Below are 17,691 nucleotides of genomic sequence, written 5' to 3' on the forward strand. Positions count from 1 at the left end.
TTTCCTTCAATTATTTTTGATTGATCTATCTCAGCTTCTAAACTTTACAATAGAATAGAAACATTTTCATCCTTTGTGGAAAATAAAAAAGTTTGAGCACATTCCTTTCGGCGTGTTCAAACTTTTTTATTTAATCAAACGTCAAAATATAGCCTTTCGAACGGACTGTTCGGATCGGCTTGGATGTTCCTGTCTCCGCTTCAAATTTCTTTCGTATATGAAAAATCAAATTGCTGATGCGATATAGCTTCCGATGTTCACTTTCCGGATCTCCCCAGATCGCATTATAAATTTCTTCATAAGTAACTGTTTCACCCATATTCTGTACTAAAAGATCCATGGCTTTATATTCAAGGTTCGTTAGTTGAACCTCGTCGTTGTCATTGATGATCACGCTTCTATTTTTGATATTTAAGACCAGCCCACCATTACTCATTTCAGCTGATTCTTTTTCTCTTATTTTTTGCGGATAATTTTTTTTACGCTGTAAAGCATTAGATAAGATCAACGACCATTCTTCCAAGCTTATATTTTCTGTCATCACACCGTCTGCTCCAAGTCTTAAATACACCATTCGATTCATTTCATTTTGCGTTTTTGACCAAATCCAGATCAGCGAGCCCGATTCTTTGTTTAACTGTAATAATCGAGAGCAAGTTTCTCCAACTTGTTCTAGTCTATTTTCTAACAAAATAAGCAGATCAAAAATAAGCTCTTTATCCAAAACTGCTTGATGCAGTTCCCAGTCACTTGGCAGTTGCGCTTGTAGCTGCGCCCATTCTGACGCATCGCCTTCAAAGTTTACCACACCAATACGGTACATACTTTCTCCTCCCTTAGAAAAAATTTACATTAATTTGATACATTTATCGATAGCTCCTAATTTGATAAAACGGCCACCAGCGTAGTTCAACTGTTCCTATGATCTTCTTTTTATCAACAACTCCATAATAACGACTATCTGTTGCGTACCCACGATTATCACCAAGCACAAGATAGTGATCATCCGGAATGATTCCGTCATCCGTTTTGAGAATATCGGTCGAATCAAAGTCTTTTGTGATCACTTCATCAGCCAATTTAGCTTGACCTAATGTTTTTTGTAAGAAGCGCTCCACTACCAACCGACCATCTATATACAGATCATCATTGGTGTAGCGCACCTGTTCTCCCGGCAAGCCAATGATTCGCCGAATGGACATTCCATTTCCATCCGGCTGCTTAAAATAGATCAATGAAAAACGCCGCATTTCCCCTAAACGATTGACATAAACACGATCTCCATCACTTAGACTGCCGATCATTCCATACCCATCATTTTCAGGCAAAGAAAAAACAAGACGTGACAGTACTAGTCCGATCAAAAAGATGATCAAAAAAGTCATCCCTACTTCTCGCCTAAGCTCTTTGTACTTCTGACGCTTACGTTTTTTCTTATGAATTATTTTTTTTCTATTCATTTCAGCCACAGCCATTTCCTAAAACACTATTTCTTTTGTTCAAGTGCCGATTCGTTGACATTAAAATAGACAAAAATCTTTTTTTGAGTTGCTTGGACTTTGTGGATATCTGCTAAATAGTCATCATAAATTGTTTTTTCCTGTAGACTTTCAGCAGATTGATTATTCAAATTCAATCCCAACTCTTTCATTTGAGAATAATAGCGATTTAATAGTTTTTGCCCTTCTAACGTAAGTCGTGGATCCGCATAACGAACACCAAAGCCAGAAAGTTTAGCGGCTAGTTCCCGCAAATTTTTCTTTGTCTTTTCTTTATTCGTCGTTTCTTTTACTGCCGCTAATTGCTGCTCTGTTTTATTCAGTAAGAAATACCCTTCTACGATTCCATCAGAATCTCGATCACTTAGGTTTGTTGCTTGATGATAACGGGAAAATACAGTTCCTCCTGCTAAAATCCCTCCTAACATGAAAAGAATCACACCTGATCGAAATTGTTTTTTCCGCTTTTTGTGTAATTTAAAGATCTTTTTTTTAAGAAACAACCTTTTTTTCTTACGTTTAGGTCTACGTTGTTCTAACTGCTTGATTTTTTTCCGTATAAAGAAACTAGAGACAAAAAAGGCACTAGCGAAAATCATACAGAGGATAGCTGTCGAAAGTATCCCAATAAATAGCCCATCCAGTATCGTCATGTTTCTATCCTCCAATATTTAACAGAATCAAAGAACTTTTTGGGTTATTCTGCTCTTTTTTTTCTTTTTTTCGTTCCTTTGCGTTTTTTCTTCGCTCTTTTTTTCTTCTGATTTAAGAAATGAACCACAAAGAAAATGCCCAAAATCATACTTAACGCACCAGCTACCAATAGTAGGATCAACGACCAATTCACGCGACTTTCCTGTAGTAAACTCACATCTTCTTGGTTAAACTTATCCGCTTCTTCATCTGTGATCGTGAATTCTTGTTCCCATTCCCATTTCCCATCATTTTCCGTCGTAACTAGGATTTTTGCTCGATACTCTCCTGCGACCATTTTTTCCCCATTCATCAAAACTGGGAAATTGATTTGGGAATTCGGAGCCATCCGCATTTTATTTTGTTTGGTGTCATACAAGACTTCATCTGAACCTTTTGCCATAATTTGAACATCAACCGTCATGTTATCAATATAAGCTGGCTGAGTATTAGAGAAATTGATGAAGACGGCATTGCGGTAGTTTTGCTGCTCTGCAAATACTTTGTTCAATTGTAACTCAGGTGTGACTTGCGTATCATTTTCTGAAAGAATCATCCCGACTAAATAGCCATACTCATTCTTGATCATTGCTTTTTGATCGTCCGTTTGTCCTTTTTCGATCATGTAGATCCCACCACTAATTACTCCATCGATTTGAGAGTCCGGCATTTTTATGTTCAACTTGTACTCGATACTTTGCTTTGCTGGTATTTTTACCGTTTTTTCGCCTGTGACTAGATCTGCAAAATCATACTTTAACGATTTATCTTTTTCAAGCTTTGACGGCCCGTATTCGATGACCCCATTTGTATTCGTTTTAGCGCTGTTCAATGCTACATCGACTGTTATTTCTTTGTCAGAGCTATTGTTCATTTTGATCGATACGGTTTGTTCTTGGCCTGGTGCTACACGTAAATCAAAGTAGCCTACATCTTTGTTATGTTGATTTTCAGGCACGATCACTTTATAAGTAAATCCACCCTCTTCTTTTTCAGCCGCAATACCCGTTAGTGAAAAGACACTACTACTGATACTTATGTATAGGATAACTGTTAACCATGTTAATACACTTTTTCTCATTCCATTTATAGCCCTTTCTTGAAAAAGAGGAACAAGCCGCCAGTTTATGACGAGCTTGTTCTTGCTCTTAATTCATCTAATTTATGTGTTCTCTAAATTATCTTGCGTCTGCAATCGTCCAAGTGATTGTTGAAGAATAGCCACTGTTTGTTGATAGCTTGTTCCCAGCTGAAGGAACCCATAATTTTACAGAGTCTTTCGCAGTGTCATCTACCATGTCACCAAATTGTAAAATGAACTGACCAAACCCTTTGTCAGCGGCATCTTGAGTAACAAATGTTGTAGGTGTTGTACCATCTGTTTCAACCGTTTGAGCTGCTGGAACTCCTGCAGTATTTACTTGATTTTGATCTGCTCCATTGACCAATTTGATATTATTGAATTTTAATTGAGCAGATTTCAATTCGTTTTTATCAGTATTCGTAAAAGTCGTCGCTTTAGCGGTCAATGTGTGTTTGTTTGCTAAGTTATCTGCACGTGTATCTTTAAACTGAACAAAGTTAGGACTAGCTACTTTCACGCCGTCTTTGTATTCTACTTCAGCAGCAGCGGCTGTATACTCCCAACCATTTCCTGTCGCTGGTGTTACTTTATTATTTCCGAAGTTTAAATCAGTCACTGCGATCACTTTTAACGGTCCTTTAGCAGGATTTACTGGTGGGTTAACGATTGGATTTTCAGGATCGACTGGTTTCGTTGGATCTGTTGGATCAACTGGTTTGTCCTCACCATCATCTTCGCTGAAGTTGATCGTTCCTTTGCCGCTCCACTCCAATGGATTCTCAGCAGCAGACACTCCGCTCGGGAATGCTGCAACTGCTCCGAATGCTGCAACTAAAGCTGCAGCGCATAATTTGTGTGTGAATTTCATGTGTGTTTCCTCCTAGAATTGTTTGATTTATGGTAGCTCGGATAAAATCCAAGTTAACACCGTTTGATAGTTGCCAGGCTCTTTTGATCCTTTTGCAGGAATGAATAAAGAGACGGCTTGATTCTCATAAATTGGTTGATTATTAAAGGCTGGATCCAGTATGGGATTATTTTTTTCATCCAGTTTAGGTCTCAGTGTATCTGCTCGATTTTTATCATTCGATACAGATACGCCGAAAATGATCGACCACGTACCTTCGCCCATTTGCGGTTTTGCTTCAGCCAAGTTATACGTTTCTCCGATATTCAATAACCGAATAACTTCTTTGGAGACTGTTGGTGCTGTTGCTAGATCATTCAGTGAGTTCGACCAAGATTGGTCAAACGATAAGACTGCACCTTTCAGCTTTTGATTTTTCGCCGATTGATCCTGAAACTGTGTTTCTTGTTTAACCTGAAGCAGCCAACCTGTACTCTTGTCTCTAAAATCAGAGACTTGAATGAAATTTCCGCGTGCGCCTGTATCATCTTTAAAAAGTTGTGCATGACCATAATACGTTTGATCGGTATCAGCAATCTCGGCTTCGCCAAAATCTATTTGCGGAACAAAATCAAAACGCAGCTGGCGGTCAGTACTTGGACTGTCACCAGGATCAGCTGGATTTCCGGGATTTTCTGGATCCATCACTTGTTTAGGATGTTTCCCAGTGAATCCGACTGTCGCATCACCAGAATAGGAAGTAGTTGTTGCCGCCGCATGTACCGGATTCGCCAACAGAACGACTATAAATAAAGTCAACAATAAACCTGCTTTTTTCATTTTAGTCCCCTTTCCTTCCGGCATTTCCTTTTAATAAAAGCAACGACAGTGTGACGATCAATACTATTCCTCCACTAACTAGTAAACTAATTTTCACCAATTCTCCCGTTTGCGGCAGGCGACCTACTGGTTTTTCTTTCGGTAGGAGCGATTTTTTTGATGAATCACTCGTTTGGTTTGGTGTTGTTTTCGCTTTACGCAGAACAACACCGGCATTCGTTTGTACTTGTCCACCCTCCTCAACAGCCCAAGCTTCATTGATCGTTCCAAAAGACAGGGCAAGAAAAATGATGGGGAGTAGGACGAACTGAATCTTATTTATTTGCTTCATCGTAGTCTTTCCTCCATCAATATGCTTCTTCTATTTGCCAAGTAAGAGTCGTTTCATAGTTACCAGTTTGTTTGATAGAGCCTACCGGCGCATTAAAACGTAAACCTTGTTTGTTCGGTCCCCAGGTTTCTTCGCTGATATCATATTTTCCAGAAGCTTGATGCTTAGAACGAAAAACTTCCTGCGCTTCCGTAGAAATCACTTTTTCCGTATCCGCCGTTTGATAACTCAACGCATTCGGGAGTCGTTGTTGCTCATTTCCTGGAATGCTAAACTCTTGCGATTGTTTTAAGGTGATTTTCCATGTACCTAACGTTGAGCGGTTGTCCCAGATCACTAAGTGTTGGTCGTAGATTGGATCAGTAAATTTTTTATTTTGACCGCTCACTTTTTGATCGCCAAAATCGATCGTATTCGGTGCTGACTCGATAAACAACGTCCCTTTGAACGTATATTTACGTGAAACTCCTTCTGGTAAAATCAATAGATTCTTCTCATCAGATGGCGTTGTATCTTTGACATAATTTAACGCTTCTACAGCATTCAGTTTTTCCAAAAGTTCCTGATTTTTTGTTAAATCGATTTGTTCGGATACATTTGCTGCAAATGAAAAATCTTCAATGATCGGTTGGTTATTTTCATCAACAAAGCTGATTTTAACTGTGGCAAAGCTTTGTATCACTGTAACATTCAACGGCTTTTCTACTTTCTCCGCACCAGTGCCGAAAAATGCGGTGATCGGATAGACTCCTGGACCTGCTAATGCAGGCGGTTTAGGCAACGTGCCTAGTGAAAACGTCAATTGAGTGCTGTCTAATTCATTTGCTTCTACAACATTGTATTGCCAAAGCCTAAGTGCTCCTCTTTGATGAATAAGCGTCTCTAGATCTTGTTGTGTTTTCGGATACTCTTTCGCCGTTACACTGAGATCTTTTCCTTGAATAATATACTTATTGCTTTTGACCGTTGTTTGATCTTCTATAAAGAGTGGGATCGTTATATCACGGGCGTTTCCCTTTTCATCTGTAAGCGTCAGGATAAAACTGCTAGGGCCAACAGCGCTAACTATCTTTTCAATGTCCTGTCCGTTTTTTAAACGAATGTCGATATTTTCCTTAGAGCTATAATCATCCTGATAATCCCAAAAGAACGGATCATACTCTTCCACTTCAGTGATTGCTTGTGTGTCTCCACGTTCAATAAACGTTAGCTTCCCTAGACCAACCGGCGGGTCCAAGTCGTAGTTGATATCGTAGAATACCTTTTTCTCTGAGATCACATTTTTAGCCGTTGCTTTTGCAGTAAGTTCTAATTTTGCATTGGTCGTCAATTCAGTATCTTTTACTTTAAACTGAATATCGATTTTACTGTCAGTACTTGATAGATCTTTTCCTAACGAAAGCTCCAATGTATTATTAATATACGTAGGCGTAACGGCTGCCCCATTTAAACGAAATGTTCCTTGCTGATAGACCTGATTTTTATCTAATTCAAATGAGAATACAGGTTTTATCATGTTTTGTTTACCACCATTGTATTGACCAGTGTAATGAACAGTCACTTCAGAATCTTGTGTGATACTTTGAATTTTTTGGCCATTATTATCCATGAAATCCACCGTTTCAGTATAATTGACCAAACCTGGAACTGATTTGAATGCAACGATCGCTTTTTCCGAAAGAGCACCGGTATATCCTGTAAATCCCCAATACACATTATCCGTACCAAAAGTATCTTTGGTTATCGATACTGTGACAGGATCTAGATCCCCAAATATATACGTAAGCTCCCCAATATTACTCGTGTTCCATGCTTTCCATTGCAACTTTAGTAAACGCCACTGCCCATCTCCAAGCTTAAAGGTTGGATACTGCAGACCAGAATGGTTAATTCCTGTGATCGTTGTATAAGGACTTGTATATTTATAGGAAGAAATCTTGTCTGGAAAAGAATAGGCAATATGTCCTTTATCCATATTTTTGCTAAGACCAGAATCATAGCTATCGCCGTTATAGTACGTGTCAAATTCAATCGCAAAACTATTTTTCAATTGTTGGCCACCGATTTTATTGGGTGCACTATAAACAACTCTATCGCCATAAATCGACAAACCATTCCCAACTAAGCCCGAAAAATTAATCAGTTTTTCAGGATCATTATGCATCACAAACGCGACACCATCTGCGTCTCCGTCAAGATAGACGTACATTTCTGAATAAAAGTCTTTAGTCAAATCGATTTTATTCTGCTCAGTTGAAAAGATACTTCCGATTTGGCTAGGCTTTTTATCAGTGATCACTACATTATTTCCTTCAACATAGCTATTCGCGCCTTTTGGTGTGACAAAAATCTGATCTAGAGGTATACTTTGAGGCGCATCAACATAGCCTAAAGCTTCTGCTTTTAATGGCACACATAAAACTCCTACAACGATAGCTAAAAAGAAAGATTTTTTGATTTTCTCTAGCACTTTTCATTTTCACCTCCTTTCTATAAAAGGTGGTCCCGATTTTGTACATAACAAATAAGCCTCCTTTAATCAGAATAATTGACTTCAATAAGTGTCTTTGATTAAATAAATAAAAGATTCTTATTTTTAAATCAAACGAGAAATGTAGTGAATAATTACTGATTTGCAGGTATTCATTGGTCAATTTGACGACGATTTTGACGGCGCAGAAAAATATACTCCTAGATACTATGTGAGTTGCTCCATTACATTCAGGCCTTTAAATAACATTCGTTATTTAAAGGCCTGAATAGATCTACTTTGAAAAAAACTCAATCTAAAGCACTGCTAATTTATCAATTGCCGCTCGTTGTTCTTCAAAAAAAGAATTAGTATATGTATCCAAAGTTAGTTTTATTGAGGAATGGCCTAATAAAGAACTGATTGCTGCAATATTTACCCCCAATTCAACACAACGAGTCGCAAAGGTATGGCGCAATGCATGGAAGGGCACGTTTAATAAACCTACTCTTTTTTTGATTTGTTCAAATCTGTAACTAACGGTTCTAGGTTCAACAGAACCTTGACCGCTTGTTACAACAAACTCTGAAGTAGATTGTGTCTTAGCACTCAATAAAGCTTCTTTGATTTTTACAGACAGCGGGATCAACCGATTCGCATTTATCGTTTTTGGTGCTGTCTCGATGATTTTTGTGCGCACTTCTGATGATTTTGGCATAGCAATCCGCTGTTTCGTTCGTTGAACATGGATCACTGACTCTTCAAAATCAATATCTGACCACTTTAATGCACAGATTTCACCAATTCTCATCCCTGTTTCTAATGCCAATAAAACTGGTAATCCCTTTTCTGACTTCATACTTTCAGCCTCTACCGCTTTTTGCTGTTTACGTGTCAAAGCATGAATCGTTTTCTTTTGGCTTTTAGGCAGTATCGTCCGTTCACAAGGGTTTAAGTAGATATAGCCGCGCTCTTTGGCAGCTTCTAAGCAACTTTTTAAAATTCGAAAAACAATCTGAACGGAACTCGCAGACAGTGACCGAGAGAGCTGATTTACTAATTTATCCATATCGAATGGTGTCACTTTTTCCAGTGGACGATGTCCTAACATGGGGAAAATATGTATTTGAAGGTTATTGCTATAGCTAGCATATGTGCTCTCTTTTAATCTAGGCGTCATGATGTCATTGAGCCAAATATTCGCCCAATCACCAAGGGTTCCGCGAAATTTTTTAGAAGAACCTAAATAAAACACAGTTGTCTGCGCTTTTTTCTCAATCAATTGTTCTTTAACTAAGCGATAGGAACGTGCGTAAATATAGCCATAGTGAATCGAGCCGTCTTTTTTACGCCCTTTAGGATAGCGACCTTCCCAACGTCCATCTTTCCTTTTATAAATATTCTCACCTTTAGCCATAATGATCATGCCCTTTCATAAAATAGTGACGGCGGATTTGACGGCGGGAAAAAATACTCGCTTTAAAACTGAAAAACCGCCCGTTTTATCATTTTTTTAATAAAAATCGTAAAAAAATGATAAAAGAATTGATTACTTTCTCTCTTTAAACTATTGATTTATTTTTAACAAAGCCATACAATGTACTTAGCTTTTGATTATTTATTCTCAAATAAAAATATTTCTCGTTTGATTTAAAAACAAGAAATATTTTATTTTTTTACAAAAAAAATTTAACTCATTATTCTTATCTAACAAATATGTCATGAATTCTCTTTTTTAAATCTATAAGCAACCCATAACAATGATTATATAACAAAAAATAATAAATAAAATATCGTTTTCTATCGTTTCATGTCAACTTACAAAAATGATAGAAGTAAATACGCTTAAAAATAAAAAAACGAAGAATGAAAATCATAAAAAGATTTTCACTCTTCGTTTTTTAATCTTGAAACTTATTGTTAAGTTTAGGTATATTAAAGACTCTTCTCTTCGCGAATGCGGTTTTCAAGTTCCTTTTGTTCTTGTTCACGTCTCATTTTTTGTTCTTCTTTTGCTAAACGCATTCTTTCACGTTTCTCTTCTGGTCTAGGATCATTGATCACTGTTGCAGCATCGATTTCTTCAAGCGCTTGTCCAACGCTTTTAACTGATTCAAAGCTTTCCAGTGTTGGCTGTGCTCCTTCATCTAATTCATGTGCACGTTTACTCGCTAAGATCACAAGTGAGTATTTTGATGGTACTTCTTTTAATAATGAGTCAATAGATGGTTTCAACATCATAAGGCTACATCTCCTTCAACATTTTAATATATTTGCCAATTACTCGATCAACACGAAAATGTTCACTCGCAATAATTTCCTTGATTCGTTTTACTGCTTTAGGTACTTCGTCGTTTACAACTGCGTAATCGTATAATGCCATCATTTCGATCTCTTCACGAGCAACACGCATCCGCTCTTCGATCACATCATGGGCATCGGTCCCTCGTCCAACGATTCGTGATTTTAGTTCTGCTAGATCCGGCGGCGTTAGAAAAATGAAGACACCATCCGGCACTTTTTCTTTGACCTGTTCAGCCCCTTGAACTTCGATTTCTAAGAAGACATCTTTTCCCTCATCCAGCGTTTGATTGACGTAAGATAGCGGTGTCCCGTAGTAATTACCCACATATTGGGCGTACTCCAGCATCTCGCCTGCCTCGATCATCGTTTCGAATTCCTCTTTCGTTCGGAAATAGTAGTCGACACCTTCTACTTCTCCTTCCCGCATTTGACGGGTCGTCATAGAAATTGAATACTGAAAATCATTCTCTTCACTATCAAAAATTGCTTTACGTACGGTGCCCTTCCCCACTCCAGAAGGTCCTGATAGTACAATTAATAATCCACGCTCTGACATGATGACTTCCTTTCATTAAAAACTATACAAATTCTGTTTATATAGCCAGACAATTTAGCATTATACCAGCAAACGCCAGCAATTAATAATGTATTAGTTCTATAATGCACTTTTTTCCCATAATTTTCAAGACTTTATCATTAAGGTTTGCTAAGAAAAAGTTTTTTGTGCTCATATGAATAGCCCTTTTTCATTATATAAAAAAACATAGATCGATTAAAGTTCCTTAAATCACATGATAAATTCTAAAAAAAAGTATACATGAACCCTACTTTTTTAGTATTATGAGTATAATACGCATTGAAAACGAAAAATAACCTACCTTTATTATATAACAAAACACGAAAGGAACGACTCACATGCCTACGTTCAAAAAACAATTACCTCTAATCATTTTTTTCTCATTACTTCTGTGCTTTTTGATTGGGAATCAACAACAAGTAGCAGAAGCTGTCACCAACGAAACAGATTTTACAGAAAATCCTAAATATCCTATCAAAGACGGCTATCGACCAAAAGCCTCGATCGTCATCGACGCTGGCTCTGGTCAAATCTTATGGGAAGATCAGCCTGATTTGTCTTGGAGCCCTGCAAGTATCGCAAAAGTCATGACAATGTACTTAGCATTTGAAGCAATGGAGCATGGCAAATTTTCATTAGATACTACGGTCACAGCTACAGAAAAATATGTAAATATTTCTCAGCTATACGCTTTGAGCAACAATAAAATCTCTTTAGGTGTTGACTATCCCGTTCGAGATTTGCTCACCATGATTGCAGTTCCTTCTTCAAATGTCGCAACATTGATGCTGGCAAATCTAGTAACAGATGGTGATGAAACCAGCTTCATTCATCGGATGAATGAGAAGGCAGCTGAGCTAGGTATGGAAAATACGACGTACTTCAACTGCAGCGGTGCACAGATCAGTGCTTTTGACGGGTATTATCAAGCAGACGGAATCGATCCTGACGGAGACAACAAATCAACTGCACGCGATTTAGCAGTTTTAGCTTACCATCTAATCAAAAACTATCCCGATGCACTACAGTTCACAAGTAAGCCTGTAGTCACAACGATGGAAAATACACCTTATGAGGAAACCTTTGAGACCTATAATTACTCTTTACCAGGAGCTCGATATGGCTATGAAGGAGTTGACGGACTAAAAACTGGATCAAGTCCAACTGGCGGATTCAACTATATTGCCACAGCAAAAAAAGGAGAGGTTCGTCTCATTGAAGTTATTTTAGGCGTCGGTGACTGGTCGGACCAAGAAGGAGAGTATGAACGTCATATTGCCGGAAATGCAATTTTAGATAATGCCTTCTCAGCCTATGAGTATAAAAAATTACTGAATAAAGGTGCTAACACGGTCAATCAAAAAGAACTTACCTTGGAACAGGATTTTTACGGCTTCGTGAAAAAAGGTACGGAGCCTCATTTCATCACAGAAAATGGTAGCTTGAGTCTTGCTAGCGAATTGGGCCAAGTTTCTCCAAAACTACCCGTTCAAACTGTCCACTATCAAGAAAAACAAACAACTGCCCAAGAAACGACCAAGAAGAAACAGGAACAAAAGAAGACTTCCTTCTTCCCGTTTGAAAAAGACACACTCAACTATTGGATCAGCGGGATTCTGACCTTTTTAGGTATTCTATTCTTTGTGTTTTCCCGCTTATTTAGAAAACGTATTTCAGGGACACGCCGAAGTAGTCGGACAGTAGGTACGTTTATGACTCGTTCATTCGTTGTTTTCGGCTTTATCTTTATACTCGGGGCTGTCAGCGTTTGGTTCTTTTTATAGTCTGAAAAAGCCAGAAAAAAAGTGAATTGAGCTCTTAGACGACTCCGCATTCCCCAGTAGAGAATTATTAAAAAAGCACTTCAAATTTATTTTACTAAATTTGAAGTGCTTTTTTATTGTAAGCTTTGTTCATCGTTCCTTAAAAGCCCATATTGGACAGCGTGTTCACAACTCCCATGATCTCATCATGGCGTTTGATTTGTTTATCCACAGGTCCGTCAACTTCCTCTACATCGATTCGAACAACAAAACGACGATTCAGCGATACGAAAGTATCTTCATTGATCCGAATATTCAGGATTTCTTCCGTAAATGACTCACATGCGTCCTGCCAGACGTCAAACGCGTCTTTTTCTGATATAACTTCTCTTTTTACAACAGACTTCCCGCTTAATTCATGGAAAGTAACATCATAGTAGTTTGACATATGCTTTCACCTCTTCCTCTTCATTATACCGCTAACTGATTCAATCACCAAAAATTTATTTTATTCGACATTTTGAATCTGTTCGCGAATTTTTTCTAAAATCGTCTTCATCTGAACCACGATATTCTTGATCTCGATTGGACTTGATTTCGAACCGATCGTATTGACTTCGCGATTCATTTCCTGAATCAGAAAATCCAGTTCTCGGCCAACAGGCTCTGTTTGTAATAGCAACGCCTGCAATTTATCAATATGAATCACTAAGCGGTCCAGTTCCTCATGGATATCTCCTTTTTCAAGAAGGATCGCCATTTCGGTCAACAGACGGCTCTCTTCGACTTGAGTGCCTAACCATTCATTCAATCTAGCTTCAAATTTTTCTCGATAGTCTTTTTCGTAGACATCGACAAATCCAGTCAGTTCTTTGACTAACTTGATAAATTCCTGTCCATACCCAGTTAGCACTTGCTGAATTTGTTGTCCTTCCTGTAATCGACTAGCATCTATCTTCTCTACTGCCTGCTTCACGATTTCTAAAACAAGTGCGCCGAATCCTTCATCAGCTTTTTGTTTTTCTGACACTTCAACATAATCAGGATTGTTTAGCAGCTGCTCGATACTTCTACCAGGTTCAAATGTTGCATTGGGATACGCGGCAGACAGCTCCTGCTCAATTTCACCTAACAGCTGATGGATCAGCTGCCAATGAACATGTACCTCTTGATTACTGCTGCCGGTTTGCTTGATGTTGATATACGCTTCTATTCTTCCACGCTGTAGTGTTTGCTTCATTAATTGGCGAATTGCCATTTCATGGGGATTGAGTTCTTTAGGCATCCTTAACTGGATGTCCAAAAAGCGTTGGTTGACGCTCTTGATTTCCACATCGATTTGATAACGATCATTTAAAAATGTTTCTTTTCCAAATCCGGTCATACTTTTCATTGACAGGGTGTCCTTCCTACATAGATTTTATCGCATTAGACAGTGTTTCAAATTCCTCGTTGGTCAGGGTGATTCCTTTGCCCATTTTTTCATGACCCGCAGACCAGTCTCGTAAATCAAATTTTGGCGGACGTCCGTTCCAGCTGACCAAATTTAACTCTTTACGCCAACCTTTTTGATTTTCAGATAGTACAGCAATTTCTTCTACGATTTCATACGAAAATTCTTGTGCCATTCTTTATCACTCCTTGTTTGAATAAATTCGATCATTAATAATTGTAATACTTGGACTGGCAGCTTATCCACTAAAATTGCCAACCATTGTGCTTTTTCCTGTTCATTTGAAGCAAGCAGGCTGGTTAGCGCGGTCAATTGCTGCTTCTCAGATAATAAGAAATAATCATCATAATACTTTTTCAGCCATTCCTGTACTGAAATCATACCGATCGTCTCAGCTAAATCCAGCTTCATCTCTTTATGTTGTAAGAGCTCAATCATTTCTTCCAACGTATAAAGCTTAGCTGCAGAGATATCTTGATTTTTTGCTAATAGCTCTACTAAGACTAAACCAATATTTTCAGTGAACACCCTGTCTTTATAAACTTTACGCATTTTTTTACAGATCTTATTTTTTTGTTCGGCTGATAGCCATAATTTCAACTGATAGGTTTCTTTGATATATGTGAAAAAATGCTGTTGAAACTGCACAAGACTTTCCAGCGTCTCATCAAATGTATACCAGTAACCTTTGTACTTTTTGCCGATCATTTTCATTGTTTCCAAATAGCCCAGCTTAATATTTTGAACAGAGCGTGCACCATCAAATAAAAGAACTGCACCCATTGACCAAGGTGTTTGCAGGGTCAGGCAGGTGATTTTATCTGAAACTTTTATAGGCTTTGTGATGCCCGGTCCTTTGACATCAACAATGATGCATTCTGTTGCTCCATGTTCGATAGCGACATCTACAGGAATATTGTTGCGATAACCACCGTCAACATAATATTTATCCGCTATTTTGGCCGCGGCCATAGCAGGGAAAAAGGAGGCTGACGCTAAGAGCCAGCTTTGCCATTTGGACTGTTGATCTCCATTAAAATGAATCACTCTCTCCTGAAAATTTGGCAGCTCTGTGGTCACTAAATAAAAATCAGTACGCACCTGCTGCATCTTTTCCGTCGAAAAAGTATCCTGAATCAATTCTTGCAGCGGCTTTGTAGAAACTCCTTTTGTTTGAATCGCATTTATAGTGAATGCCCCTACTTGGCTAAGCACACCGCCAAACGTATCATTAGTGGTCTTATTGATGGGAAAAGCCAAAATCTTTTTAGTGTCAATTTCTTCCCACATCGCTTTTGCCGCTTCAAAATCACCTTGCAGGATCAACGCACCATTCAACGCTCCGACAGAGGTTCCTGTAATAAGTTTGATCGGTATCTCTAACTCTTTCAATGCTTGCCAAACACCGATCTGGTATGCCCCTCTGGCACCGCCGCCACCGAGAACTAAACTTGTATGATAGTCCAGCACTTTACTAAAACGATTCTCCTCTATCTCTTTATACCCATGCGCTAAAAAGAGTTCTTTTAAATGAAGTGTCAGATGATGTGGAAAATGAAAGCTGATCGATTGCTGAAATGTCTGTTTGAATAAGTGCTCGATCACTGTGAAAATAGACGACCAGCCTATTTTGAGCGTTTCCTGAGACAACAGTAAATTTGTTACTCTCCCTGATTCAGTCATTATAAACAAATAAGGAATTTTCCCCGCATAAGCAACGTAAGCATTCCCCGTATTCTTGCGCGCACTTCTACTAAATACTTCTCTTGCTGAAGAATGCGTCTCAAATAAAGGCAGCAGCTGCCGACTTTCAGCAACCTGAGCTGCAAAGTTACGCCATTCAGATGCAACCGGTGTTTCAATTCTCATCAACAGCACCTCCATCTCTTTAAAGTATACCAAACTTAACTGGAAATTACTTTTTTCGAGGAATCGTTCGTTAAAGTAACTATAGTAAAAAAGAGAGGATGAGCTTATTTTCCTGTAATCATTACTTTTTATTAAAAATCGCCTAAAACCGTATCTCTTTCATTCATTTTCACGTAAAATGAAACTAGTTACTTTTATAATATTTTACATATTGTTGGTAAGAAGGAGAAGTTTGTGAGCATAATAAAGAGTGATTTCGCACATTAAATTAGTGATGTTTTATATTGAAAAAAATAGAACCGATTGTCTGCACGGTTAAGTTGTCCTTTTTCTAAAAAAAATTTTATTTTCGGACAACAAGAAGTAAAATCTGTTACAATACATTTTTGAACACACATAATTTAGAAAAAAGAGAATTCAGGTTCTAATTAGAATGACATTTTAAAATATTCGGTCACTTTTAGCTGAACCGGATGAATAACAAAGGATGTTTATATTTATTATGAAGAAAAAAACAATTTTATTAAGGATAAGCACTCTGCTTCTAGTCTTTGGTTATGCTGCAAGTATTTTTGCTGCTGTAGATGCTTATGCGGAAGAAGATTTATTGACCATTACCCAAAACGCTGGTTACGAAACAAGTGACTATTACAGACCTAAAGCTTCCATTGTGATTGAAGCTCATACAGGACAGGTTTTATGGGAAGATAATCCTGATCTTGCTTGGAATCCTGCTAGTATCGCTAAACTGATGTCTGCTTATCTTGTTTTTGAAGCAATCGCACAAGGGAAGTTCACTTTAGACACGACTGTGAAAGCAACAGACAGTGATCAGGCGATTTCACAAATCTATGAATTGAGCAATAATAACATCGTCTCTGGCGTTGATTATCCTGTTCGCGATTTACTCTATGCTGTAATGGTTCAATCCTCAAATGTTGCAACGGTGATGCTCGCCAATCTGGTCACAGCAAACGATGAAGTAAAGTTCATTCATATGATGAACGATAAGGCAAAAGAGCTAGGTATGACTAAATCGACGTTCTATAACTGCAGCGGTGCCGACACAGCTTCATTCAATGGCTATTACAATCCCGCTGGCATCGATCAAAATGCAGACAATGTTTCAACCGCCCGTGATTTGGCGATTTTAAGCTATCACTTGTTGAAGGAATATCCGGAAACAGTGACGTATACAAGCCCAACCCAAATCACGATCATGGAAAATACACCTTACGCTGAAGTTTTAGAGAATCATAATTACTCTCTACCAGGACTTGCTTATGGTTACGAAGGTACAGATGGCTTAAAAACCGGCTCTAGTCCAACCGGCGGCTTCAACTATGCAGCAACGGCTGTCCGCGGGGAAACACGTCTGATCGAAGTGATCCTTGGTGTCGGTGATTGGGAAGATCAAACTGGTGAATTACAACGTCACGCCTTTGGTAATGCTCTTTTTGATCGTGCGTTTTCGACTTATGAGTATAAGCAGCTGTTAGCTAAAGGAGACCAAACCATCAATCAAGAAGAAGTTATCTTGACGCAAGACCTCTATGGTGTGATTCAAAAAGAGGCACAGCCGAATTTCACCCTGTCTGCCAATCAAGTAACTTTTGATAATGGGCTTAGCCAAGTATCTTCTACAATTGCTGCACCAAGCGTTGAATTTCAGTATGCTAAAAAATTAAAGGCCATACAAAATTCTGCCTTCTTAAAAAATGCAAACCAGAAGAATGGACTGTCGACTTTCTTTGTAAATGGATTGCTGATTATTTTAGGTTTACTATTCATGGCTTTGGCAAAATTATTTAGAAAAGAGCCTGCTGCAGGAAGCTCTAAGAAGTTCAATCCTTTATTGATCATAGGCGTTCTTTTAGCTCTTGCCGGAGTGGGTTTAAGTATTTATACATTGGTCGTTGGACCTTGGCTTTAAATCATAGAAAATACAAAAAACGCAGTTG

General features: G+C 38.3%; 17 protein-coding genes. 2 read left to right on the forward strand and 15 right to left on the reverse strand.

Annotated elements, in window-relative coordinates; translation table 11 throughout:
* Positions 1–130: 130 nt before the first annotated feature.
* The 11 genes from CC204_RS11415 to gmk form a co-directional block, all read right to left on the reverse strand.
* Positions 131–823 carry a winged helix-turn-helix domain-containing protein gene (locus CC204_RS11415; RefSeq protein WP_088270247.1) on the reverse strand — a complete coding sequence of 231 codons (693 nt, stop codon included), beginning with the start codon at positions 821–823 and terminating at the stop codon, positions 131–133.
* Between the two features lie 43 nt (positions 824–866).
* Positions 867–1,460: a signal peptidase I gene (lepB, locus tag CC204_RS11420; protein WP_088271705.1), complete on the reverse strand. Its 594-nt coding sequence runs from the start codon at positions 1,458–1,460 to the stop codon at positions 867–869.
* Between the two features lie 26 nt (positions 1,461–1,486).
* Positions 1,487–2,152 (reverse strand): hypothetical protein, encoded by a 666-nt coding sequence (locus CC204_RS11425; protein ID WP_088270248.1) that lies wholly within the window; start codon positions 2,150–2,152, stop codon positions 1,487–1,489.
* Between the two features lie 44 nt (positions 2,153–2,196).
* Positions 2,197–3,273, reverse strand: a complete 1,077-nt coding sequence (locus CC204_RS11430) for a WxLIP family cell surface protein (RefSeq protein WP_088270249.1) — start codon at positions 3,271–3,273, stop codon at positions 2,197–2,199.
* A gap of 97 nt (positions 3,274–3,370) precedes the next feature.
* Positions 3,371–4,144, reverse strand: a complete 774-nt coding sequence (locus CC204_RS11435; RefSeq protein ID WP_088270250.1) for a WxL domain-containing protein — start codon at positions 4,142–4,144, stop codon at positions 3,371–3,373.
* Between the two features lie 27 nt (positions 4,145–4,171).
* Entirely contained in the window at positions 4,172–4,963 is a 792-nt protein-coding gene (locus tag CC204_RS11440) for a WxL domain-containing protein (protein ID WP_088270251.1), read from the reverse strand.
* A gap of 1 nt (position 4,964) precedes the next feature.
* Positions 4,965–5,294, reverse strand: a complete 330-nt coding sequence (locus CC204_RS11445; RefSeq protein WP_088270252.1) for an LPXTG cell wall anchor domain-containing protein — start codon at positions 5,292–5,294, stop codon at positions 4,965–4,967.
* A gap of 16 nt (positions 5,295–5,310) precedes the next feature.
* Positions 5,311–7,764: a lectin-like domain-containing protein gene (locus tag CC204_RS11450; protein ID WP_088270254.1), complete on the reverse strand. Its 2,454-nt coding sequence runs from the start codon at positions 7,762–7,764 to the stop codon at positions 5,311–5,313.
* Positions 7,765–8,080: 316 nt separating this feature from the next.
* Complete coding sequence (locus tag CC204_RS11455; RefSeq protein ID WP_088270256.1) at positions 8,081–9,181, reverse strand: tyrosine-type recombinase/integrase; 1,101 nt, start codon at positions 9,179–9,181, stop codon at positions 8,081–8,083.
* Positions 9,182–9,699: 518 nt separating this feature from the next.
* Complete coding sequence (rpoZ, locus tag CC204_RS11460; protein ID WP_162288347.1) at positions 9,700–10,005, reverse strand: DNA-directed RNA polymerase subunit omega; 306 nt, start codon at positions 10,003–10,005, stop codon at positions 9,700–9,702.
* Between the two features lie 4 nt (positions 10,006–10,009).
* Complete coding sequence (gene gmk / locus CC204_RS11465; protein WP_088270258.1) at positions 10,010–10,624, reverse strand: guanylate kinase; 615 nt, start codon at positions 10,622–10,624, stop codon at positions 10,010–10,012.
* Between the two features lie 359 nt (positions 10,625–10,983).
* Here gmk and CC204_RS11470 point away from each other — a divergent pair, with 359 nt between their 5' ends.
* Entirely contained in the window at positions 10,984–12,429 is a 1,446-nt protein-coding gene (locus tag CC204_RS11470) for a DUF1958 domain-containing protein (RefSeq protein ID WP_088270260.1), read from the forward strand.
* A 139-nt stretch (positions 12,430–12,568) separates the two neighbouring features.
* On the opposite strand, the gene CC204_RS11475 is transcribed toward CC204_RS11470, so the two are convergent.
* Genes CC204_RS11475 through CC204_RS11490 form a run of 4 tightly spaced genes read right to left on the reverse strand, consistent with a single transcriptional unit; the run spans position 12,569 to position 15,730 of the window.
* A complete protein-coding gene (locus CC204_RS11475; RefSeq protein ID WP_088270262.1) occupies positions 12,569–12,856 on the reverse strand; it encodes a hypothetical protein in 288 nt (95 codons plus the stop codon).
* A 60-nt stretch (positions 12,857–12,916) separates the two neighbouring features.
* On the reverse strand, positions 12,917–13,801 hold the full coding sequence (locus tag CC204_RS11480) for a YicC/YloC family endoribonuclease (RefSeq protein WP_088270264.1): 885 nt from the start codon (positions 13,799–13,801) through the stop codon (positions 12,917–12,919).
* Between the two features lie 16 nt (positions 13,802–13,817).
* A complete protein-coding gene (locus tag CC204_RS11485; protein ID WP_088270266.1) occupies positions 13,818–14,036 on the reverse strand; it encodes a YdbC family protein in 219 nt (72 codons plus the stop codon).
* A complete protein-coding gene (locus CC204_RS11490) occupies positions 14,006–15,730 on the reverse strand; it encodes a patatin-like phospholipase family protein (RefSeq protein ID WP_088270267.1) in 1,725 nt (574 codons plus the stop codon). The genes CC204_RS11485 and CC204_RS11490 overlap by 31 nt, the downstream gene beginning before the upstream one ends.
* 502 nt (positions 15,731–16,232) lie before the next feature.
* Here CC204_RS11490 and CC204_RS11495 point away from each other — a divergent pair.
* Positions 16,233–17,663 (forward strand): DUF1958 domain-containing protein, encoded by a 1,431-nt coding sequence (locus tag CC204_RS11495; protein WP_088270268.1) that lies wholly within the window; start codon positions 16,233–16,235, stop codon positions 17,661–17,663.
* Positions 17,664–17,691 lie beyond the last annotated feature (28 nt).

This window comes from Enterococcus wangshanyuanii (assembly GCF_002197645.1).
In the GTDB taxonomy this organism is placed as follows: domain Bacteria; phylum Bacillota; class Bacilli; order Lactobacillales; family Enterococcaceae; genus Enterococcus_L; species Enterococcus_L wangshanyuanii.

Coding starts and splice junctions, on each gene's coding strand:
- CC204_RS11415 (WP_088270247.1), bottom strand. CDS start 823: ATGTACCGTATTGGTGTGGTAAACTTTGAAGGCGATGCGTCAGAATGG.
- lepB (WP_088271705.1), bottom strand. CDS start 1,460: ATGAATAGAAAAAAAATAATTCATAAGAAAAAACGTAAGCGTCAGAAG.
- CC204_RS11425 (WP_088270248.1), bottom strand. CDS start 2,152: ATGACGATACTGGATGGGCTATTTATTGGGATACTTTCGACAGCTATC.
- CC204_RS11430 (WP_088270249.1), bottom strand. CDS start 3,273: ATGAGAAAAAGTGTATTAACATGGTTAACAGTTATCCTATACATAAGT.
- CC204_RS11435 (WP_088270250.1), bottom strand. CDS start 4,144: ATGAAATTCACACACAAATTATGCGCTGCAGCTTTAGTTGCAGCATTC.
- CC204_RS11440 (WP_088270251.1), bottom strand. CDS start 4,963: ATGAAAAAAGCAGGTTTATTGTTGACTTTATTTATAGTCGTTCTGTTG.
- CC204_RS11445 (WP_088270252.1), bottom strand. CDS start 5,294: ATGAAGCAAATAAATAAGATTCAGTTCGTCCTACTCCCCATCATTTTT.
- CC204_RS11455 (WP_088270256.1), bottom strand. CDS start 9,181: ATGGCTAAAGGTGAGAATATTTATAAAAGGAAAGATGGACGTTGGGAA.
- rpoZ (WP_162288347.1), bottom strand. CDS start 10,005: ATGATGTTGAAACCATCTATTGACTCATTATTAAAAGAAGTACCATCA.
- gmk (WP_088270258.1), bottom strand. CDS start 10,624: ATGTCAGAGCGTGGATTATTAATTGTACTATCAGGACCTTCTGGAGTG.
- CC204_RS11470 (WP_088270260.1), top strand. CDS start 10,984: ATGCCTACGTTCAAAAAACAATTACCTCTAATCATTTTTTTCTCATTA.
- CC204_RS11475 (WP_088270262.1), bottom strand. CDS start 12,856: ATGTCAAACTACTATGATGTTACTTTCCATGAATTAAGCGGGAAGTCT.
- CC204_RS11480 (WP_088270264.1), bottom strand. CDS start 13,801: ATGAAAAGTATGACCGGATTTGGAAAAGAAACATTTTTAAATGATCGT.
- CC204_RS11485 (WP_088270266.1), bottom strand. CDS start 14,036: ATGGCACAAGAATTTTCGTATGAAATCGTAGAAGAAATTGCTGTACTA.
- CC204_RS11490 (WP_088270267.1), bottom strand. CDS start 15,730: ATGAGAATTGAAACACCGGTTGCATCTGAATGGCGTAACTTTGCAGCT.
- CC204_RS11495 (WP_088270268.1), top strand. CDS start 16,233: ATGAAGAAAAAAACAATTTTATTAAGGATAAGCACTCTGCTTCTAGTC.